The organism is Ruminococcus sp. HUN007 (assembly GCF_000712055.1).
Taxonomy (GTDB): Bacteria; Bacillota; Clostridia; order Oscillospirales; family Ruminococcaceae; genus HUN007.
Genome location: NZ_JOOA01000002.1, coordinates 113,265 through 135,579 on the forward strand (window position 1 = coordinate 113,265; position 22,315 = coordinate 135,579).

Sequence of the window (22,315 nt, forward strand, 5' to 3'; positions counted from 1 at the left end):
TAGCAAATGTCATTTATCGAGATCCTCAAAGCAGTTTTTTTTCGGAATTGTTGAAGGAATTACTGAGTGGCTGCCGGTAAGCAGTACCGGCCATCTGATCCTGCTTGATGAATTCATCAGGCTGAATGAATCAGAAGAATTCAAAAGCATGTTTGATGTCGTGATACAGCTCGGCGCTATTATGGCGGTAGTTGTACTGTACTGGAAGGAAATATTTCCTTTTTCGTTTAAAGAAAAGCCTGTGATCAAAAAGGATATTTTTGTTCTCTGGTTCAAGATACTTGCAGCATGTATTCCAGCTGCTGTTGTCGGACTTTTATGGGATGATGTTTTTGAAAAATATTTCTACAATCTTCCTTCAGTAGCTACTGCACTTATCGTTGTAGGTATTGCATTTTTATTTGTAGAAAAAAAGAACAAGGGAAAAACACCAAGAGTAAACAGTCTTTCTGATATTACATTCAGAGACGCTTTACTGATTGGAATATTCCAGCTCCTTGCTGCAGTTTTTCCTGGAACTTCACGTTCCGGATCCACAATTATGGGTGGTCTTGCAATAGGAATTTCAAGACCGGTCATAGCTGAATTTACTTTCTTTCTTGCAATTCCGGTCATGTTCGGAGCAAGTCTTCTTAAGATCGTAAAATTCGGTTTTGACTTTTCATCAGCGCAGGCTGTACTGCTCGCCGTTGCCATGATCGTCGCTTTTCTCGTATCAGTAATCGTAATTAAATTTCTTATGGGATACATCAAAAAGCACGATTTCAAAGTATTCGGTTGGTACAGAATCGCGCTTGGCGTTATAGTACTTCTTTATTTTGTATTCAGAAATCTCTGATCAATTAAATAATCTCTGTAAATCCGGTCTGTCTGAATAGATGTCGGACCGAAAAAATACAGCTGATGACTGGTTTGTTTATGCATATTAAAACTGAAAGGGGATCATGCTATGAAAATCGATAAATACAGAAGAAGGCAGATAACTGCACTTCTGTTACTGATCGTTATCATTGCTGCTATGGTAAACATGGTAAAATGCACGGCAAAGGTTCTCCGTAACAAAGATAAACCAGGCGGACTCATCGAATCTTCCCGGTCTGAAAGCTCAGTTACTGAAGAAAAAGAAGAGTCTGAACCGGAGGCAGAAGACCTCAGTTACTCTGAAATCCGTTCAACGCTCGAATTCAGACCTGAAGCTGAGCTTCCGCTAGAAAGCGTTCTTCTTGCACCTGATGATGTATCTCTCATCAATGAAAAATATCTTGATGATGTCACCGTTATCGGCGATTCGATCTGCAAAGGCTATAGCGTCTACGGAAGACTGAAGGAGGACAATGTTCTGGCAGTTGGATCCATCGGAGTCAGAAACGTTCTTGAAAGCAGTTTTACTTATCAGGGCTATGAACTAGGGATCACAGATATTCTTCAGAGAAAAAAGCCGAAATATATTTTTGTTTCACTCGGAATGAATGATATAAATATACGCACTGCAGAACAGTATTCTGAAGATTATAAGAAATTTATAAATGAGATAAGAAATGCATCTCCTGAATCCGTTGTTATAGCATGTGCAATAACGCCGGTATCAAGGCAGACCACATTTACTAAAAACGAAACTATAGATCAGTATAATGAAGCACTCAGAAAACTTGTTTTCGATCTTAAGGATGATAAAGTTTTTTATGTTAATGCAGCCAGATATCTGAAAGGCAGCGACAACTACCTGATTCAGGACTTCTCAAGCGGTGACGGTATCCATCTCGCTGCTGAAGCTTATGATCATCTGCTTACTTATATGCTTGCTATGCTTGAATGGATTTAATAAAATATAAAGGAAAGACGTTATTATGAGGATAAAATGCCTTTTTACAAAAGATCAGATCTCAAAGAGAGTAAAAGAACTCGCTTCACAGATCTCACGCGATTATTCCGGTACAGACGAGCTTATGGTTTTATGTGTGCTCAACGGTTCCATGTTCTTTGCAGCTGACCTTCTCAGGGAATTCAGAATGTCATGTCAGCTGAACTGTATAAAAGCCTGTGCAAATGAAAGCGGGAAAATCGAGCTTTCATACGGCGGCGATATAAACGTAACAGGAAAAGATGTACTTCTGATCGAAGATATTGTTGATTCCGGCATCACGCTTAAATCACTTATTGATATTTACAGCAGACAGGGGCCTAAATCAATTAAGGTCTGTACATTTCTCGACAAGAAAAAGCGCCGTATTGAAGATGTTCAGGCTGATTACGCTGGATTTGAGATCGATGATTACTTTGTTGTCGGTTACGGTATGGACTATAACAGCAAATACCGTGAACTGCCGTACGTAGGATACATAATCAGTTAAAACATAACAAAAACAGCTTCGCACCACATAACATGAGGTGCGAAGCTGTTTTATTTTAAGCTTTTACGGTTACGATCAGCCGAAGTATCTGTCAAGAAGACCCTTGAGAGCCTTGCCGTGTCTTGCTTCGTCTCGTGCCATTTCATGAACGGTATCATGGATAGCATCAAGATTGTTCTTCTTTGCGCACTTTGCGAGATCTGTCTTGCCCTGAGTAGCGCCGAATTCACAGTCAACTCTCCATTTAAGGTTTTCCTTTGTTGAAGCTGTCATCTTGCTTTCAAGATCAGAACCGAGAAGTTCAGCAAACTTTGCAGCATGTTCAGCTTCTTCAAAAGCAGCCTTTTCCCAGTAAGCGCCAACCTCAGGATATCCTTCACGGTATGCTACTCTTGCCATGCAGAGATACATGCCGACTTCAGAACATTCGCCGTTAAAGTTAGCCTGTAACTGTTCGAAGATATACTTCTTGTCTTCCTCGCTTATTGCGCTGTTGTTTTTTACTGTTTTAGCGTAAACACCGAATTCATGTTCTGAAGCAAGTGTAAGTTCACCTTCAACCTTATTGAACTGTGAACCTGGTACGTGACATACAGGACATTCTGCTGGTGGTTCATTTCCTTCGTGTACATATCCGCAAACCGGACAAACCCATTTAGCCATTTTTGTATCCTCCTGAATTGATTATTATAAAACTACCTGACTTAAAACATAACTGAAATTCGTTTTAATATGCAAACAGAAAAAAACTCTGTCGATCCGATATGACGGATCTGTCATATTTCCTTTAGTGTTGTCATTCAGGTGTTCTTAGTAGTATATCATAAAAGCATATATAATGTCAACAGATTTTCGATGAAATTCCGCACCTGACACTATACAATATTCGGTGTATATTTCATATAAAATGACCAAATCCGGACAGCAGATTCAGAGGAGCTGAAGTATAGCGGAATTATGACTTACATGATAAGAAAAAAGGCCCGGAGAATTATCTCTGAGCCTCTGGTAAATGATCATCTGCTTGTAATAAATTTAATTGCTTTTCTGTTATTAACAATGTGGACTTCACGCTGATCGCCGCCGGATTCACCATCGATAGTCCATTTAAGTTCCGTTTCGCTGTTGCACGTGATCAGAATTTCTGAAGTCTTGAAGTAAAGTACATGTTCCGTATCTATATCCTGTGATATATTCAGAAGGGAAGAAAGGATCTTCTGTAGTTCGATCGGATTTCCAGGAGTACGTATAAGCGTTACTTCGTACATTCCGTCATCAAGAGAAAAATCATTCATGGACAGCAGACCTCCGACGTACGCTGTATTGGAAATCATGCCGAGAACAAAATTATCTGTTATTGAATTACCATTGTATGTGACTGTGAGGTTATACGACTGGATATTCTTGATATGTTTCATCGCTTCAAGCAGATATGCTGCATGACCGAGAATGTTCTTCTGCTGCTGGGAAGTTTCATAAGGCACTTCCGTGAATGCACCGAAGGCTGCAATATATGTAAAGTACTTATCGTTGAAGCTTCCGATATCAACAGGAAAGTAAGTTCCTGCAAGAATAGACTGAAGAGCATCATCTGCATTATCAGGTATATTGAGGCTGTGCGCAAAATCATTAGTGGATCCGGCCGGTATGTATGCTACAGGAAGTTTCCTTTCACAGTTCATAACACCGCTTATTACCTCGTTTAATGTACCATCGCCGCCTGAACAGAGAATAAAATCATAGTACGGATCAGTAGTTTCCGTGCATATTCTCGCAGCAGTTTCTGTTGCATCGCCGCGTTTCTGTGTCGGCCTTACCGTCACATCATAGCCGGCTTTGGTGAGCCTGTCGATTATTTTTGTTACTTTAGCTACAATGGTCTTTTTTCCCGAGCGGGGATTATAAATAAAAAATACGTGTTTCATTATTACTCCTTTTACGAAAATACGATATTTCCGTTTGCTTTGTATTCTTTATTTATTATATATCAAATTGTATTTTTTTTCAATAGCACTTATTATGAATCATATCCGTTTTCCGCAGTTTCGAACATATATAAGCACAAATACCGGAACATTTCCAAAAGGAAGATCTATATAATAAACAAATCAGCTGTGGACTATTGCAATAATTTATGCAATATGCTATAATAGTATCAGGGATTAAACTGTACAACTACAGTCAGATGTATGAAAACATAAGAAGCTGCAGGTTTCGTCTGCAAAATCTTACTGTGTTTTCACTTCAGAGGGGATCACTGCTCTGATCAGGGTTATTATGATACTTGATATAAAGGGGGAAATGTTATGAAACTGAAATGGGATGATATCCGCGATATATTTGAAAGCGCCGGAATATGGGAAAACGGTCACGATATGTACTGGTACAGGCTCATGTGGGGACTGATGGATTACCGCGGCCTGAATGTATATGATTCAGAAGAAGACGTTAAATATGTTTTTTCAAAAGCGTTTGCAATAATAAGCATCTATCATGAATTTATCAATATATGCTTTGACGGCGACGAGGATATTACAGAATATTTCAGTTCCGGTGACAATGTTTATAGCATTATGCGGTATCTTTATTCAGAAAAAGATATAAAAGACATATTCAGAGCTTTGAACGAGGAGCTCGGGCTCGTAAGAACCTTCTACAGCATTTTCATAACATGTGTGGAATTCAGGGACGGAAAAATAAGCTACACAAATGATAATGATGAATATGAAGATTTTGCCGGCGGACTTTTTTCCGCGCTTGCTCCGGAATACGGCATCAATTATGACTTTGATTCGGAAGAGATCAGAGAAACAGATGATTTTTACGAAGATTCACTTTCAGATAATGAGACTGACGATTATCCGGAAAATCCGTCTGAAGACTATTACAACAGCTTTGAGACATATCTGAATGTTCTGGCTGCTTCATCAATGAGTATTCTGCGTGACTGCTCGCCTGAAAAACTTGCCGGATATATATATCTTTCAAGAAACATGAACAGATCAGGTGCAGTATGAAAGCAGGGTACACAGGAAACAAAAAATAACGGACAGGAAAAAGCGCTTAACGCGGATTCCTGTCCGTCCTTTTATTATTCATGGAACACTTATAAATTTATTCAGTAACACATCTGCATGTTCTGAAGTCAGTGATTCTGTCCTTATAAGCCTTAACAGACTGTTCACGAAAAGCACATTTCGGATCACTTACACCGAGTTTGCCCATCAGGTACTCAGTAAAATAAGGATTCATGACCAGCAGAGGTCCTACCATACTGGTAGCAAAGAAATTATTTACGTGAACGCCTTCAAGCTTTGACTCCCTGTTGATTCCTGCGCCGCGTTCGACCTTTACAAAATAATTTCCCGAGTTATCTCCGTATATCTGAGTAAACTGAGTCTTGAAGCCGACTACTTCCTTTCCGTCAAAACTTCCGAGCACAAGAGTATTGAATCTTTCGAAAATACGCTGCTTCGCATACAGATCAAATATGCCGAGGCATTCAACTTTGCTTTTATCATCTTTTTCGATATATTTATAGAAGATCTCAGGGGCATTTCCGGTGAAAAGCATGACCTTTCCGTTGTCTATTGCTTCCTTAAGCTTTTCCTTATAAGGCATAAGACGGGAAATTATCTTTTCCTGATTGCTTTCTGTACATGCACCCATGTAGATCATATCAGGATCACCGGTAACGAAAAACGGTGTATCGTTAAGAGAAGTATTAATGAATTCAGCATCCGGAAGACACTTTTTCAGGTAGCGTATGTTTCCGGAATCTCCGAAAAGATTGCACTGTTCAGGGTAAAGTACTTCAATCTGCATTTTTCATCATCTCCTTTATTTTTTCCTTAAGGATCTCCTTGTACTGATCAACGTACATATCAAAGAAAATGTAGATATTCTTCGATATTTTAAGATTAAGAAGCTTGTCAGCATCAACTTCGTGCTCTGTTGTGCGGATCTTCTCCTCAGGAACACCGGCAACAAGAAGTCTTAAAAGCAGGTCGCCTGCCCGTTTTTCCGGCTACGATTATCTGCTTTATATTGTCGTTTACAAGGAATTCAAAGTCAACGTCATAGTACCAGGCTGTGTTTTCCGAAGTTTCCTTTCTGTCATAATAATCGTCCCAGAGAAGGATCACGGCAGTGTCAGGAGTATTTCTTGCAATGTTAAGCGAGTGCGAGCAGGCAACAGGGTTCTGCCCCTTTGCCATGATGCATTTGAGAGTTCTGCCTTTTTCCTCGGTAACGTCGTAACGTGAACGGACAACGTTTATTTTCCTGAACGAAGCGGCAAGCTGTTCTTCAGTTAATCCGAATGTCCTGAGAGCCGCTGTAACAGCTGTTGCATTGTAAAGATTGATCGTGTTTTCGCACGGAACATTATATTCTTCAGTCTTTCCCTCATGAAGAACCTTGATGTCCGCACGGCCGTCCGGTGTAAATACACGCTCTGTTGTGTCAAAATCAGGCTCAGGAGAACAGAAATCACACTTCGAGCATTTTGCACGCCCTACATGATTGTAGCGAAGAAAACTGTATTCGAGCGGCGAGCTGCAGACAGGACATGCTGTTATGTCGCGGACTATGTTATTTCCTATAAGCTGTTCACCGCTGAAAGGTTCCATGCCGAAATAGGTTCTTGAATTGTTTTTCTTCAGTGAAGAACTAATAAGATCATCCGCATTAAGAATAAGATGTGTTTTGTCCGGAATATTATCGTTGAGAATATTGAAGATATATTCCACGTGTGCGTTTCTCTTGTATGAGTCGCGTGTAAGATTAGTAACTATAAGAATATCCGGCTGAACATAAGGATAGACTCTTACAGCACTGCGTTCATCTATCTCAAGTACGCAGTATTTCTTTGTGGCTCTGCCTGTGAGAGTGCTGTCCTTGAGCAGGGCAGCAGATATACCTGTATCAACATTGCCGCCGAAATTATTGTTTGTACAGTCGTAGCCGTTATCGGTAAGAATATCAAGAAGCATGTTGCTGCATGTTGTCTTGCCGTTGGTACCTGTAACTGCTATTATTTTTTCAGGTTTTTCAAGATACTTCAGAAAGTCCGGACACAGTGTAAGAACAACTGATCCCGGAAAATTGGTAGCTCTTTTCTTCAGCATCTTAAGAAGCAGTATCGTAAGCTTTCCGCAGAATAAAGCAAAATAAAATCTTACTGGTTTCATAGAGTTTATATCAGCTCCGTATTATATTTTCAAATATTAAAGTGTATACACCATACCTGTGCACACAAATATAATTATAACATTTTTTTTACAGGTGCACAATAGCATGATTTAAAAATTGTTTGGTCAATTTACTTGATTATCCTGTCGGTTTATGGTATAATAATTGTGTATTTTATTGATTGTTTACAGATAAGGAGTTAAACACTGACATGATCATTCAACCAAAAACAAGAGGATTTATTTGTACAACAGCACATCCTGAAGGATGCAGAAAAATCGTTTCTAAAAGCATCGAATACGCAAAAGCCCATAAAAGTGAATGCGGTGCAAAGAAAGTTCTCGTAATCGGTTCATCAATGGGTTACGGCCTTTCATCAAGAATTGCTGCAGCTTATTCAAGCGGTGCCGCAACGATAGGCATTATTTTCGACAAGGAAGGTTCAGAAAAGAAACCTGCATCAGCCGGCTGGTACAATACAGCTGCATTCGAGGAATTTGCCCATAAGGACGGACTTTACGCAAAGACCATCAACGGCGATGCTTTTTCAAAAGAGATAAAGGATCAAACTATAGCACTTATCAAAAAGGATCTTGGAAAAGTTGACATGGTTATCTACAGCCTTGCAGCTCCGAGAAGAACAACTGCTGACGGTACTGTATATTCATCAGTACTCAAGACAACAGAAGGAAACTACACTAACAAAACTATAGACCTTAAGGATAATTCAGTTAAGGAAGTTACCATCGAACCTGCAACAGAAGAAGAAGTTCTTCACACCATCAAGGTAATGGGCGGCGAAGACTGGATGGACTGGATGGATGCCCTCAAGGCTGCCGATGCAATTGAAAAGGATGCAGTGACTGTAGCATTCTCATACCTCGGTCCTGAAATAACACATCCTATCTACATGAACGGTTCAATCGGCCAGGCGAAGAAGCATCTTTACGAAACATCAAAGGCTATTTCAGCTAAATACAGCGATATAAAAGCATATATTTCGGTAAACAAGGCTCTTGTTACACAGTCAAGCTCAGCTATTCCTGTAGTTCCGCTCTACATTTCACTTCTTTTCAGAGTAATGAAGAAGAACGGTACTCACGAAGGCTGTATCGAACAGATGACAAGACTTTTCACAGATAAACTTAAAGCCGGCTCAGCAATTACTGATGAGGGCGGAATGATCAGACTTGACGACCTCGAAATGAAAGATGAGATCCAGGCTGAAGTTAAAAAGCTTTGGGACGAAGTTAATACTGAAAACGTTAAGGATCTTGCAGATATTGACGGATACTGGAGCGATTTCTTTGCACTTTTCGGATTTGGAGCAGAAGGCATCGATTATGAAGCTGACACTGATCCGGTATACGACATAGCATCATTGAAATAACGTATTTACTCATGATTATTAAAGCGGGTGATTAAATGGGGATTGTAAGCAGTCCGGAAAAAACAAGGACTCTGTTTGTTATAAGATCAGAAAAATCCAGAAAACATAATTTTTCAGATATGTTTTCCGGAAGTTATGATCTGATAGAAACAACGTTCAGTAAAGATAGTATCGAACTGTTAAAGAAACATTACAGTGAAATTTCACTCATAGTGATCGATACAGCAGATGATACTGAACAGAGCATAAAGTTTATCAGACAGACAGAGGCTGACGAAAAATACAAAGCGATACCGGTCATTGTCATTGCAGACGATTCGCTTGAAAACGAAGAAGAGAGATTCCTTGCAGAAGGTGTTTCAGCTTTTACAACTTATTCCACAAAACAGAATCTTATTCTTCTGCAGACAGCCAACCTTATAAGTCTGCGCGAAAATGCTGAGACAGGTATCGTTTCCGATATTGACGAGGTAACCGGTCTTTTTAACAGATTTGCCTTTTTTCGGGTTGCTGATAACATTCTTGAGGAAAATCCGGATGATGATTTCGTTATCTATATATCAGAAGTTGACGGAATTAAAGGATATAATGAAAAGAACGGCAAAGAAGCCGGTGACGCACTGCTCAGGACAATAGGCGAATACATGCGTAATATCGGCGACGAATGTCTTGCTGCCGGAAGATTTGCCGGTGACCAGTTCGTTTCACTGTTCCGCAAGGACGAAAAGCTCAACAGCAGACTGCTTGAGCTTAACGTCAGTGAAGCCTATTCATTCTTCAAGGGTGATGCAGGTATCAACAAGCTCCGCATAAGATGTGCGATTTATGAAGATATCGAACACGGAATACCAATATCCGAGACCTGTGACCGTGCACTTCTAGCACTTCAGACGATCCGCGGAAAATACGGCAAGACTATCGTTCACTATGAGGCATCTGTCCTTACCGAACACAGGAAAAAAGAACGTATTGTAGACAGCATGAAGGAAGCGCTTGAACAGAATCAGTTCAGAGTTTTCTATCAGCCGAAACATGACGTAAACACAGGTGAACTTACAGGAGCGGAAGCTCTTATAAGATGGGTGCATCCTGACTTTGGTTTTATGTCTCCGGGTGAGTTCATCCCTGTTTTTTGAACAGAACGGATTTATTTCAGAGGTAGACAATTTCGTATGGAACAGAACATGCGAGAATCTTAACAGGTGGATAAAAAAGGGACTGAGGGTGGTTCCGATCTCGATCAATGCTTCAAAGCTTGATTTTATGAAACCTGATTTCTTTGATAATCTTCACAAGGCATCCACAGACATGAACGTTCCTCCGCAGCTTCTTCACATCGAAGTTACAGAATCACTTTTCTCGGACCAGATCGATGAGCTCGTAGAAACACTTACCAAATGCCAGAAAAACGGATATAAAATAGAGCTTGACGACTTCGGCAGCGGATATTCCTCACTTAACACACTGAGTGTTCTTCCGCTTGATATAGTCAAGATGGACATGTCACTTGTAAAAGCGATCACAAATTTCAAGAACATGAGAGTGTTCAGTGCATGTATCAATCTTGCCAAAAGTCTCGGACTGAAAACTGTTTCAGAAGGCGTTGAGACCAATGAACAGATGTGGACTATCCGTGAACTCGGCGGCGACGCAATCCAGGGATATTTATATTCAAAACCATTATCTGAAGACGATTTTGAAAAATACCTTATTGCCAATACCCGTACAGAAGAAACATAAGTATATATTTTTCTTAAGGCCCATGCAGAAATGCGTGGGTCTTTAAATAATCACCAGTTTTAAAGGAGTTATAAGAAATGAAGCAAAGGAGAATTGCAGCACTTGCTGCGGCATCAGCGCTTGCATTAAGCAGTTTTTCATACACCGGATCTGTTCTGGCTGCTGTACAGTACAAAGATGTAACTTTTAACGGTGTTACAGTAAACGGCGGTGAAGCAATTGCCGGTGTTGACATTTCCTCAGTTATTTCTCTTGAAAAGAGCGGAGTGGGTTTTAAGGATAAGGACGGAAACCCACAGGATATTTTTCTTACTCTTAAAAACGCAGGTGTCAATTACATTCGTGTACGTATATGGAACAAGCCGGAAACAAATTCCGGAGTTACATACGGCGGCGGAGCGAACGACATCGGTACAGCAGTCGAGATTGCAAAACGATGCAGCAAGTACGGACTTAAACTTCTCGTGGATTTTCATTACTCCGACTTCTGGGCAGACCCGGGCAAGCAGAGAGCTCCAAAGGAATGGGCGAACTATTCAGTTGATCAGAAATGCGACGCTGTAAAGAAATTTACTTCGGACTGCCTTGATAAACTTAAAAGTACCGGCGTGGAAATAGGTATGGTACAGGTAGGAAACGAAACAAACGGAGGACTCTGTGGTGAAAAAGACTGGCAGAATATCTGCAGGATCATGAATGCCGGTTCTTCAGCTGTAAGAAGTTTTGACAAAAAGGTTCTTGTGGCTGTGCACTTCACCAATCCGGAAAAATCGGGAAACTATGATTACATTGCCGGTAATCTTGACAAATATAAAACGGACTACGACGTTTTCGCTTCATCATACTATCCTTACTGGCATGGAACACCGGAAAACCTTACTTCGGAACTGAGCAAGGTAGCTTCAAAATATGGCAAATACGTCATGGTTGCTGAAACATCATGGGCTAATACTTTTGAAGATTCAGACCAGTTCGCCAATACGATCGGCGATGCTTCCAGCCTTGGAAACTATGTTTCCTATGATATAAGCGTACAGGGTCAGATTGAAGCTGTAACAAAGGTGTTTGAAGCAGTTGCTGATGTGGGTCCTAAGGGAATAGGTGCCTTTTACTGGGAGCCGGCCTGGATAACTGTCGGAAATGATCGTGCCGGCAATCTGGCGCTCTGGGAGAAAAACGGATCAGGATGGGCGACAAAAGCCGCGGCCGAATATGACCCTGATGCAGGACAGTGGTACGGAGGTTCTGCTGTCGATAATCAGGCGCTGTTCTCATCTGACGGAAAGCCGCTTGACTCACTTTATATTTTCAGCCATATCAAATCAGGTATCCAGACAGTTTCCTCTGATAATTTGATCACCGATCCGGGATTCGAAAACGGCGGAACAGGCTGGAAACTTGAAAACACGACTTCCGGTGAATATGCGAAGTTTGAAATAAACGATGAGATGACTCATAAAGGCGGAAAGGCTGCACACTGGTATTCTGCAAATGCATTTGAATACACCGGACTTTACGCCGAATACACAGCACCTGAGGCCGGAAAATATCGTTTTACCGATTATCTGGCCGGCGAAAAGACATCTTACAAAAATCTTATATCGGTAAACGGAGACCACAGAGCTTCTGATGAAGGTATCGTTTCCGCATATGACAAATGGAACAAGTCAGTAGTTGAATTTACAGCAAACAAGGGCGATACAATTGGTATCTGGATAGAGCTTAACGGTGAAGCAGGCGGATACGGTTCCGTTGATGACTGTGAACTTTGTTTTACCGGACAGGCTGAGGATGATCCGATAAAGGGCGATCTTAACGGCGACCGGAAAGTTAATGCCTCTGATCTTGTGATTATGCACTCGCATATGATGGGCGGAACATCATTAAGTGATACTTCATTCCCGCAGGCAGATATGGATTACAACGGCAAAGTGAATATAGCAGATCTTCTGCTGCTTAAAGAACGTATACTCGACGGGAACTACAGATAGTCACGGTGCTTATATTCCGTCCTGAATCCTGACTGTTTTTATTTAAACCTACAAAATTCAAAGGACAGTATTTATGCATATCCTATAAGCTTGACTTTTTCATATTATTATGTTATCATATTAGCATATTAGCACGCTAAAGCGTTCTGCAAATTTTTTACAGAAAGAAATGAGGAAAAGAATGAAAAATAATAACCTTATCACGCCGGAAGGTACAAACGACCTTTTATTCAAAGAGTGTGTAATGAGAAGAACAGTTGAAAAGGCTGTTTCCGAAGTTTTCATGGAAAGAGGATACAGCGAGATAATCACTCCGGGCATCGAATTTCTTGATGTCTTCAATCTGAATTCACGACATTTTCCTCAGGAAGAACTTTATAAACTTGTAGACCGCAAGGGCAGACTTATTGTTTTAAGGCCAGAATCAACCATGCCTATCGCACGAGTTGTAGCTACAAGGCTTAAGGAAGCAACACTTCCGCTCAGACTCTGCTACGACCAGTATGCTTTCAATGTAAGCACTCAGATGCGCGGCAGAAGCGATCAGATCTGTCAGGCCGGTATTGAACTCATTGGTTCATCAGACAGAATAACTGATTTTGAAGTTATTGAAACAGCAGCTGCTGTTCTTGAAAAATGCAGTACAGGTGATTACTCACTTGAAATAGGCGACATCGGTTACTTCAAGGAGCTTATGAACCAGCTCAGCGCAACCGATGAAGACAAGGAAACTATCAGAGATTTCATTGAAGAGAAGAATTATCCTGCTCTTAATGACTTCCTTGATACATTCGGTGATAACAGCATTACAAAGGCTCTTAAAATGCTTCCGCGTCTTTTCGGCGGCGAGGAAGTTTTTGAAAAGGCTTCAAAGCTTTTCTCTGATGAAAAGACTGATGCAATACTTTCTAACCTTAAGGATCTTTTCAAGGATATCAAAAAACTCGGCCTTAAGGGAAGAGTTACAGTTGATCTTGGTATGGTAAACAAGACTGACTATTACACAGGCGTTATACTTAAGGGATACATGGAAGGTTACGGCGAACCGGTCATCTCCGGCGGACGTTACGATAAGCTCATTTCCGAGTTCGGTTACGACGTTCCTGCTACAGGTTTTGCAGTAAATGTTGATGCCGTAGCAAAGATCAGACTCAGAAACGAAAAGATAGCTGTTCGCGAAGTTGAAGCAATCGTCTTTGCCGAAAAAGGCTTCGAGATGAAGGCTGTTCTTCACGCACGAAAGCTTCGAGCTGAAGGAATGAAAGTAGAACTCGGTGCATTTAATGACATTGACAAGGTAAGAAAATATGCTGCTGAAGTAAAAATCGAAAAGATCATTTCAGTAGGCGAAAACATCAGAGAGATATAAGAACATAAACGGCAGCCGGTCCTGTCCGTACTGAGTTTTCGGTATCCCCCGCAGCTCAGCACTGGTCAGTGTTCACCTGTTCATAAACCGAAAGGATAGTGTAATAAAATGTCTAAACCATTAAGGATAGCTCTTACAAAGGGCAGACTTGAAAAAGATACAGTAGGACTTCTCGAAAGCCTCGGTTTCGACTGTACTGAGGTACATGAAAAAGGAAGAAAACTTATTTTAAGCATTCCTGATGCAAATCTTGAAGTAGTTCTTGCAAAGGCTGCTGACGTAATCACATACGTTGACAGAGGCGTATGTGACCTCGGCGTTGTCGGCAAGGATACTATCATGGAAATGCCGGGCAAGTTCTTTGAAATAGTTAATTTAGGATTCGGAAAGTGCAAATTCGCTCTCGCAGGCAAGAAGGGCGTAAACTTTTACGGTGGTTTCGGAGTAAAGACCATTGCCACAAAGTACCCTAACGTAGCAAGAAACTTCTTTGAAGCAAAGGGTATGGACGTTGAAATCGTCAAGATCGAAGGCTCAGTTGAGCTTGCTCCGCTTCTCGACCTTTCCGACGGTATAGTTGATATCGTTGAAACAGGTACAACTCTCAGGGAAAACGGTCTTGAAGTTAAGGAAGATATCGCTCCTATCGCCGCAAGACTCATCGTAAATACAGTAAGTATGAAGATGCGCCAGCAGGAGATCGAAGCGCTGGTTGAAAAGATCGAAAAGAAGATCGCAGAGTAATCGAAAGGATAATTACGAAATGATAAAGAAAATAAAGGCAAACGGTACTGATGAGTATAAGTTCCTTAAGGAACTTGAAGCACGTAACGTTGAAACAGATAAAAAAATCACAGACATTGTAAGTGACATAATAAATAATGTGCGTAAAAACGGCGACGAAGCAGTAAAGGAATACACGCTTAAGTTCGACGGAAAACTTCCTGAATACTTTGAAGTTCCGCGCGAAGTAATCAACGATGCACTTACAGAAGCAGACGAAGAACTGGTAAGCGCACTTTTAAACGCTATCGAAAACATCAGTGACTTCCACAACAGACAGAAGACTGAAAGCTTCATAGCACCAAAGGACAACGGTGTTATTCTCGGCCAGAGGATCAGAGGTCTTGCAAAGGTTGGTCTCTACGTTCCGGGCGGTACAGCTGCTTATCCTTCAAGTGTTCTTATGAATGCTATTCCTGCAAAGATTGCAGGCGTTGAAGAGATCATCATGATCACACCACCTCTTAAGGACGGTACACCAAACAAGGATATCCTTGTTGCTGCAGCCCTCTGCGGTGTTGACAGAGTGTTCCTTGCAGGCGGTGCTCAGGCCATTGCAGCACTTGCATACGGTACTGATACTATTCCGAAAGTTGACAAGATCGTAGGCCCTGGCAACATTTTCGTTGCTACAGCCAAGAAACTTCTCTACGGAACAGTTGACATCGACATGATCGCAGGACCAAGTGAGATTCTCGTTCTCGCTGACAGCACAGCAGATCCTAAGTTCGTGGCCGCTGACCTCATGTCACAGGCAGAACACGACAAACTTGCTTCAGCTATTCTCGTTACAACAGACGAATCACTCGTAGAAAAGACAGAAGCTGAAATCAAGCGTCAGATGGAATACCTTTCAAGAAAAGAAATCATCGAAAAGTCACTTACAGACTTCGGTGCAGCTATAATCTGTGAGGACAAGGAAAAGGCAGTTGAAATAGCAAATGCTATCGCTCCGGAACACCTTGAAGTCCTCTTCGAAAATCCTCTCGAATACATCGGTAAGCTCGACAATGCCGGCTCAGTATTCCTTGGCCAGTACGCTTCAGAACCACTCGGCGACTATTACGCAGGACCGAATCACGTTCTTCCTACAAGCGGAACAGCAAGATTCTTCTCACCGCTCGGTGTTCAGAGCTTCACAAAGCGTTCAAGCTTTATTTACTACACAAGAGAAGCTCTTGAAGAAGCAAAGGATGATATTGTTCTCATCGCTGAAAGAGAAGGTCTTACAGCTCACGCCAATGCTATCAAGGTAAGATTTGAATGATGCATGACGGAATCCGGAAACATTTCCGGATTTCTCTTCAAAGTTTATGAAAAATCATAACAGGAAGAGGCAAGTATTTTTAAGGAGCGAAAATTATGTCAACAGGTTCATGGGAGAATAATGTACGCAAAGTCGTACCGTATACTCCGGGCGAACAGCCGAAAGAAAAAGTAATAAAGCTTAATACCAATGAAAACCCGTATCCTCCTTCACCAAAGGTAAAAAGGATACTTGACGAATATAACTGCGATAAAATGAGACTCTATCCTGATCCGGATGCGACAGTTCTCGTTGATGCCATTGCAGAAAGATATAACGTAAAGCCTTCACAGGTATTTGTAGGCGTAGGTTCAGACGACGTTATTTCAGTTGCTTTTCTGACATTCTTCAATTCAGAAAAGCCGGTACTTTTCCCTGACATAACATACTCATTCTATGATGTTTGGGCAGATGTTTACAGGATACCGTTTGTTCAGAAGCCGCTTACAGCTGATTTTAAGATAGATCCAGCAGACTACAAGTGTGAGAACGGTGGAATCATTTTCCCTAATCCTAATGCACCTACAGGCTGCGAGGAAAGCCTTTCAATGATAGAGGATATCGTTAAGGCAAATCCTGATTCAGTAGTTATAATTGACGAAGCTTACGTTGATTTCGGTGCTGAAAGTGCTCTTTCACTTATAGATAAGTATGAGAATCTGCTTGTTATCCAGACTTTCTCAAAGTCCCGTTCAATGGCAGGCATGAGGATAGGATATGCTATAGGCAGTGAAAAGCTCATTAAGTACATGAATGACGTTAAGTTCTCCATCAATTCCTATACAATGACACCTCTTACACAGCTCTGCGGTGCCGAGGCTATAAAAGATGAAGAATACTTTGTAAGTACAGTAAAGAAGATCGTGGAAACAAGAGAATATTCAAAGAAAAAGCTTGCTGAGCTCGGTTTTGAATTCACTGACTCAAAGAGCAACTTCATTTTTGCTTCACACAAATCAAAACCTGCTTCAGAGATCTTTGCGGCTCTTAAGGAAAAGAAGATCTTCGTCAGATACTGGAACAAGCCGAGAATAAACAATCACCTCAGAATCACGGTAGGCACACCTGAAGAAATGGACGAGCTCTTTGCAGCTCTTAAGGAGATCCTGAAATGATAAAGGAAAGAACAGGTACAGTTACACGTACAACACGTGAAACTGATATTAAGATAAAAGTTACGCTTGACGGAAAGGGAACAGCAAATATCGATACCGGTATCGGATTTTTCGATCACATGCTCACAGCGCTTTCAGTTCACAGCGGCATCAGCATGGATATAAACGTAAAGGGAGATCTTCACGTTGACGGCCACCACACAGTCGAGGACACTGGAATCGCCCTCGGACAGGCTCTTGCAGCTGCTCTGGGAAACAAATCAGGTATTAAACGTTATGGTACTTTCTACATTCCTATGGATGAATCACTTGCCATGACAAGCCTTGACATTAGCAACAGACCATTCCTCGTGTTCAACGCGGAATTTACAAACCAGAGCTGCGGAGACTATGACGTATGCCTTACTGAGGAATTCTTCAGGGCATTTGCCTTCAACGCTGGCATTACAATGCACATAAACCTGATGTACGGCTCAAACGATCACCACAAGTGCGAGGCTATCTACAAGTCCTGCGCACACGCTCTTAAGGAAGCAGTGGAGATCACTGAAAGCGGAAAGACACTTTCCACGAAAGGAGTTCTCTGATGATCGCAATTATCGATTACGGTGCTGGCAACATTTTCAGCGTTAAGAATGCACTGGACTACTTGGGTTTTGAAAACAAGCTTACTTCTGATAAGAATGATCTTATAAATGCTGATGCACTCATTCTTCCGGGTGTAGGTGCATTTCCGGAAGCTATGAAGATGCTCGGAAATTCCGGTCTTATCGGTGTTATAAAGGAAGAAGCAAAGAAAAAGCCTCTTCTCGGTATCTGCCTCGGAATGCAGATGCTTTTTGAAAAAGGCTATGAATTCGAGGAGACCGACGGACTCGGACTTATCGGCGGTAAGGTAGATAAGATCGTAGCTCCGGGCTATATAATTCCGCACATGGGCTGGAACAAACTCGAAAAGTTAAATGACTGTCCGCTTATGGACGGACTGGGCGACAACGAGTACGTTTACTTCGTTCACTCATTCCAGGCTTACTGCGATGACGCAAACATAGCTGCTTACTGTGAATATCCGGACAAGGTACCGGCTCTTGTTACAGACGGAAGATTCGTCTACGGTGCTCAGTTCCATCCTGAAAAGAGCGGAAGCACCGGATTACAGATACTTAAAAACTTCGGAGGGCTTATAAAATGATAATACTTCCAGCTATAGATATTAAAGACGGAAACTGCGTAAGACTTTTCAAAGGTGACTTCAGTACTGTAGAAAAAGTTGCTTCTGACTATCTTGAAACCGCTAAGGGATTTGAAGCGGCAGGTGCCGAATGGATCCACATGGTTGACCTTGATGGTGCCAAAGAGGGAAGACCTGTAAACACAAAGATCTACACTGACGTTGCAGAAAAGACAGGTCTTAAGGTAGAACTCGGCGGCGGGATCAGAAGTCTTGAAACTATTGATGAATATCTCCGAATGGGAATTTCAAGGGTTATTCTCGGCTCAGTTGCACTTAAGAACCCTAAACTCGTTAAGGAAGCTATTGATAAGTTCGGCAGCGAAAAGATAGTAGTCGGTATCGACGCCATGAACGGCATGGTAGCTACTGAAGGATGGCTTGAAGAATCTGATGTGAACTACATTCAGCTTGCAAATATAATGATAAAATTCGGCGTAAAGTATTTTATCTTTACAGATATTTCAAAGGACGGAACACTCTCCGGAGTCAATGCCGAGCAGCTTAAGGCTCTTGCAGAAGGCACTGATGAAAAATGCAATATCATTGCAAGCGGCGGTGTTCACACTATCGAAGACATTAAGATCTGTAAGGCAATGAACCTTTACGGAACTATCTGTGGCAAGTCCATCTACAAGGGAACTCTCGATCTGAAGGAAGCAATCGCAGTAGCGGAAGGAGAATAACAGATGCTTGCAAAGAGAATCATACCGTGCCTTGATGTACGCAATGGAAAGGTAGTCAAAGGCGTTAATTTTGAAGGAATCAAGGAAGTAGGCGATCCTGTTGCAAGTGCTGAGGAGTACAACAGACAGGGCGCAGATGAAATAGTTTTCTATGATATAACTGCTTCATTTGAAGGCAGAGGAGTTTTTCTTGATGTAGTCCGCGAAACTGCAAAGAAAGTTTTTGTACCTCTTACAGTCGGCGGCGGAATAAAAACTGTTGATGACATCCGCGAAACCCTCAGAGCAGGTGCAGACAAGGTATCAGTAAACTCACAGGCAGTAAAGAACCCTGATCTTATCAGAGCAGGTGCCGATATTTTCGGAAGCCAGTGCATATGTGTCGGTATTGACGCAAAGAAGATCGCTGATCACAAGTGGACTGTATATATCAACGGCGGCCGTGTTGATATGAATCTTGATCTTATAGACTGGGTACACACTATCGAAAAACTCGGTGCCGGTGAGATCTGTCTCAATTCCATTGATGCTGACGGAACAAAGGCCGGATTTGACATTGAAATGCTTAAGGCTGTGTGCGACAACTGCTCTATCCCGGTTATTGCTAGCGGCGGTGCCGGAAGGATAAATGACTTCTATGAGGTTTTCGAAAAAACGGGAGCGACAGCTGCTCTTGCAGCATCACTCTTCCACTTTAAGGAACTTACAGTAGGCGAGGTAAAGGACTACTGCAGAAACAAAGGTGTTATAGTAAGATAATAAGGAGAACACATGGTAAAGATCGATCTTAATGACCTCGACAAATTCTTTGTAAAGGGAGAACTTATCCCGGCAATCTGCTATGAGGTAAATACAAAAACCGTTCTTATGCTTGCATACATGAACAAGGAAAGTCTTAAGAAGACACTTGAAACAGGATACACATGGTTCTGGAGCCGCTCACGTCAGGAATACTGGAACAAGGGCGCGACAAGCGGTCATCTTCAGAAAGTGGTTTCTATTTACGGTGACTGCGACAACGATACACTCCTCGTAAATGTGGAACAGACCGGAGTTGCGTGTCACACAGGCAGCTACTCCTGCTTCTTCAATGAAATTTACGGATAATTTTTCTAGGGAACTGCCAACTGGTTTTCGCAGTTCCCTGAATGTGTTTATAAAGGAGATATATGAATGGATCTTAATGAAGCTAAAAACAGAGTCGATGAGCTCACTGAAATAATAAACAGACATAATCACGCATACTACGTACTTGATAATCCTACCGTGGATGACTATGAATATGACATGCTCATGCAGGAACTTAAGAAGCTTGAAGCAGAATTTCCGGAGCTTGCGTCTGAAAACTCACCTACAAAGCGAGTAGGCGGCACCGCTCTGAACACCTTTGCAAAAGTACCGCACCGCGTTCAGATGGGAAGCCTTCAGGATGTTTTCTCGTTTGAACAGGTAAAGGAGTTTACAGAAAAATGTATATCCGAACTCACATCTCCTGTATTTATCGTTGAACCAAAGATAGATGGTCTTTCGGTATCACTGGAATATCATGACGGAGAATTCTTTATCGGTTCCACAAGAGGCGACGGTTTCACAGGCGAAGATGTATCAGCCAACCTTAAGACCATCAGATCTATCCCGTTAAAAATCGACAGCTCGATCCCGCTTCTCGAAGTACGAGGCGAGGTATATATGCCGCGTGAAAGCTTTTTCAAGCTGGTTGAAAAGCAGGAACTCAATGATGAAACACCTTTCAAGAATCCTCGTAACGCTGCAGCCGGTTCTCTCAGACAGAAAAGCTCGAAGATCACTGCAGAAAGAAAGCTGGATATCTTTGTTTTTAACATTCAGCAGAACGAAGGCAAAGCTGTTTCATCACATAAGGAATCTCTTGACTACATAAAGAAACTTGGTTTCAAGACCATTCCGAGCTATGTGCCATGTACCACTTATGAGCAGATAGAAGCCGAAATAAAGAAGATAGGCGAAAACCGTGCCACATATCCTTTTGACATAGACGGTGTCGTTATCAAGGTTGATGATTTTAACCAGCGTAATATCATGGGAGCTACTTCAAAATATCCTAAGTGGGCAGTGGCTTATAAATTCCCGCCAGAGGAAAAACAGACCGTTCTCAGAAGCATTGAAGTAAATGTCGGCAGAACAGGTGCCATTACACCTGTAGCCGTATTTGATCCGCTTCTTCTTGCCGGAACAAGCGTTTCCCGTGCCGTACTTCATAACCAGCAGTTCATTACCGACAGGGATATACGCATAGGCGATACCATCACTGTAAGAAAAGCAGGAGATATCATTCCGGAAGTGCTTAATTCCGTTTCACACGCTGAGGGTTCTGTTCCTTATACACTTCCTGAAGTCTGTCCTGTCTGCGGAACGAAGGCTATCCATGTGGATGAGGAAAGTGCATTAAGATGTCCGAATACTTCATGTCCTGCGCAGCTTCTTAAAAATATCATCCATTTCGCATCCAAGCCGGCCATGAATATTGACGGACTCGGTGATGCTATCGTTGCTCTTCTCGTGGATAACAGACTTATCACATCAGCAGCAGATCTTTACGATCTTACCGAAGCAAAGCTTATGACTCTTGACCGTTTCAAGGAAAAATCAGCAGGAAATCTTGTAAAGGCAATTGAAGCTTCAAAGTCAAATACTCTCGACAGACTGATTTTCGGCCTTGGCATCAGAAATATCGGTGCAAGAGCCGCAGTTCTTCTCTGCGAAAAGTTCGGAAGTCTCGATGCGATAATGAACGCTGATGTTACTGAGATCTCTTCTATTGACGGCTTCGGAGATGTCATGTCACAGGGTGTCTATGAAGCACTAAGGGAACCTCATCTTGTTGCCCTTATAGAAAAGCTCCGCACCCACGGACTTAATTTCACATATGCCTCAAGTAAGAAGAGTAATAAGCTGGAAGGTAAAGTATTCGTTCTTACAGGAACTCTTCCTACTCTCAAACGTGATGAAGCCAAAAAGATCATAGAAGACATGGGCGGTAAGGTTTCCTCTTCAGTTTCAAAGAAAACTGACTACGTTGTTGCCGGTGAAGAAGCCGGAAGCAAGCTTACAAAGGCTGAAGAACTTGGTATTGCCATTCTTTCCGAAGCAGAACTTCTCGCCATGACCGGTGAATAAAATC

At 41.9% G+C, this 22,315-nt stretch carries 21 protein-coding genes and 1 pseudogene; 18 read left to right on the forward strand and 4 right to left on the reverse strand.

The genetic code is table 11. The features are described 5' to 3' along the window. Positions 1-6 precede the first annotated feature (6 nt). From CC97_RS04540 to hpt, 3 genes and pseudogenes are all read left to right on the forward strand, one after another. Positions 7-838: pseudogene (locus CC97_RS04540) on the forward strand (undecaprenyl-diphosphate phosphatase). Positions 839-949: 111 nt separating this feature from the next. Then, a complete protein-coding gene (locus CC97_RS04545; RefSeq protein WP_044974019.1) occupies positions 950-1,822 on the forward strand; it encodes an SGNH/GDSL hydrolase family protein in 873 nt (290 codons plus the stop codon). A 25-nt stretch (positions 1,823-1,847) separates the two neighbouring features. Next, entirely contained in the window at positions 1,848-2,351 is a 504-nt protein-coding gene (gene hpt / locus CC97_RS04550; RefSeq protein WP_044974020.1) for a hypoxanthine phosphoribosyltransferase, read from the forward strand. 75 nt (positions 2,352-2,426) lie between these two features. Here hpt and CC97_RS04555 read toward each other — a convergent pair whose 3' ends face one another. Then, complete coding sequence (locus tag CC97_RS04555) at positions 2,427-3,014, reverse strand: NADH peroxidase (RefSeq protein ID WP_044974021.1); 588 nt, start codon at positions 3,012-3,014, stop codon at positions 2,427-2,429. Between the two features lie 353 nt (positions 3,015-3,367). Next, a complete protein-coding gene (locus CC97_RS04560) occupies positions 3,368-4,276 on the reverse strand; it encodes a diacylglycerol kinase family protein (protein ID WP_044974022.1) in 909 nt (302 codons plus the stop codon). A 381-nt stretch (positions 4,277-4,657) separates the two neighbouring features. Here CC97_RS04560 and CC97_RS04565 point away from each other — a divergent pair, with 381 nt between their 5' ends. Beyond that, complete coding sequence (locus CC97_RS04565; RefSeq protein WP_044974023.1) at positions 4,658-5,368, forward strand: hypothetical protein; 711 nt, start codon at positions 4,658-4,660, stop codon at positions 5,366-5,368. Positions 5,369-5,465: 97 nt separating this feature from the next. On the opposite strand, the gene CC97_RS04570 is transcribed toward CC97_RS04565, so the two are convergent. Both CC97_RS04570 and CC97_RS04575 read right to left on the reverse strand, forming a co-directional pair. Further along, positions 5,466-6,176 (reverse strand): glutamine amidotransferase, encoded by a 711-nt coding sequence (locus tag CC97_RS04570; protein ID WP_044974024.1) that lies wholly within the window; start codon positions 6,174-6,176, stop codon positions 5,466-5,468. 146 nt (positions 6,177-6,322) lie between these two features. Next, complete coding sequence (locus tag CC97_RS04575; protein WP_044974025.1) at positions 6,323-7,543, reverse strand: MurT ligase domain-containing protein; 1,221 nt, start codon at positions 7,541-7,543, stop codon at positions 6,323-6,325. Positions 7,544-7,755: 212 nt separating this feature from the next. On the opposite strand from CC97_RS04575, the gene fabV reads away from it, so the two are divergent. The 14 genes from fabV (at position 7,756) to ligA (ending at position 22,311) form a co-directional block, all read left to right on the forward strand. Beyond that, entirely contained in the window at positions 7,756-8,934 is a 1,179-nt protein-coding gene (gene fabV, locus CC97_RS04580; RefSeq protein WP_044974026.1) for an enoyl-ACP reductase FabV, read from the forward strand. A gap of 35 nt (positions 8,935-8,969) precedes the next feature. Further along, positions 8,970-10,070 (forward strand): EAL domain-containing protein, encoded by a 1,101-nt coding sequence (locus tag CC97_RS04585; RefSeq protein ID WP_044974027.1) that lies wholly within the window; start codon positions 8,970-8,972, stop codon positions 10,068-10,070. Further along, the gene (locus CC97_RS04590; RefSeq protein ID WP_197021822.1) at positions 10,030-10,674 is read left to right on the forward strand and encodes an EAL domain-containing protein; all 645 of its coding nucleotides are present in this window, start codon (positions 10,030-10,032) and stop codon (positions 10,672-10,674) included. Before CC97_RS04585 ends, CC97_RS04590 begins: the two co-directional genes overlap by 41 nt. A gap of 77 nt (positions 10,675-10,751) precedes the next feature. Beyond that, entirely contained in the window at positions 10,752-12,665 is a 1,914-nt protein-coding gene (locus CC97_RS04595) for a glycosyl hydrolase 53 family protein (protein WP_081849990.1), read from the forward strand. 181 nt (positions 12,666-12,846) lie between these two features. Beyond that, positions 12,847-14,034, forward strand: a complete 1,188-nt coding sequence (gene hisZ / locus CC97_RS04600) for an ATP phosphoribosyltransferase regulatory subunit (protein ID WP_044974029.1) — start codon at positions 12,847-12,849, stop codon at positions 14,032-14,034. A gap of 108 nt (positions 14,035-14,142) precedes the next feature. Then, entirely contained in the window at positions 14,143-14,778 is a 636-nt protein-coding gene (gene hisG / locus CC97_RS04605; RefSeq protein WP_044974030.1) for an ATP phosphoribosyltransferase, read from the forward strand. A gap of 19 nt (positions 14,779-14,797) precedes the next feature. After that, on the forward strand, positions 14,798-16,084 hold the full coding sequence (gene hisD, locus CC97_RS04610) for a histidinol dehydrogenase (protein WP_044974031.1): 1,287 nt from the start codon (positions 14,798-14,800) through the stop codon (positions 16,082-16,084). A gap of 95 nt (positions 16,085-16,179) precedes the next feature. Continuing rightward, entirely contained in the window at positions 16,180-17,238 is a 1,059-nt protein-coding gene (hisC, locus tag CC97_RS04615; protein ID WP_044974032.1) for a histidinol-phosphate transaminase, read from the forward strand. Then, entirely contained in the window at positions 17,235-17,825 is a 591-nt protein-coding gene (gene hisB / locus CC97_RS04620; RefSeq protein WP_044974033.1) for an imidazoleglycerol-phosphate dehydratase HisB, read from the forward strand. The genes hisC and hisB overlap by 4 nt, the downstream gene beginning before the upstream one ends. Next, complete coding sequence (hisH, locus tag CC97_RS04625; RefSeq protein WP_044974034.1) at positions 17,825-18,430, forward strand: imidazole glycerol phosphate synthase subunit HisH; 606 nt, start codon at positions 17,825-17,827, stop codon at positions 18,428-18,430. The genes hisB and hisH overlap by 1 nt, the downstream gene beginning before the upstream one ends. Then, the gene (gene hisA, locus CC97_RS04630) at positions 18,427-19,155 is read left to right on the forward strand and encodes a 1-(5-phosphoribosyl)-5-[(5-phosphoribosylamino)methylideneamino]imidazole-4-carboxamide isomerase (RefSeq protein WP_044974035.1); all 729 of its coding nucleotides are present in this window, start codon (positions 18,427-18,429) and stop codon (positions 19,153-19,155) included. Before hisH ends, hisA begins: the two co-directional genes overlap by 4 nt. A 3-nt stretch (positions 19,156-19,158) precedes the next feature. After that, positions 19,159-19,914 carry an imidazole glycerol phosphate synthase subunit HisF gene (gene hisF, locus CC97_RS04635; RefSeq protein ID WP_044974036.1) on the forward strand — a complete coding sequence of 252 codons (756 nt, stop codon included), beginning with the start codon at positions 19,159-19,161 and terminating at the stop codon, positions 19,912-19,914. Between the two features lie 12 nt (positions 19,915-19,926). Continuing rightward, positions 19,927-20,262, forward strand: coding sequence for a phosphoribosyl-AMP cyclohydrolase (gene hisI, locus CC97_RS04640; RefSeq protein WP_044974037.1), 336 nt, complete (start codon positions 19,927-19,929; stop codon positions 20,260-20,262). A 66-nt stretch (positions 20,263-20,328) separates the two neighbouring features. After that, complete coding sequence (gene ligA / locus CC97_RS04645; protein ID WP_044974038.1) at positions 20,329-22,311, forward strand: NAD-dependent DNA ligase LigA; 1,983 nt, start codon at positions 20,329-20,331, stop codon at positions 22,309-22,311. Positions 22,312-22,315 lie beyond the last annotated feature (4 nt).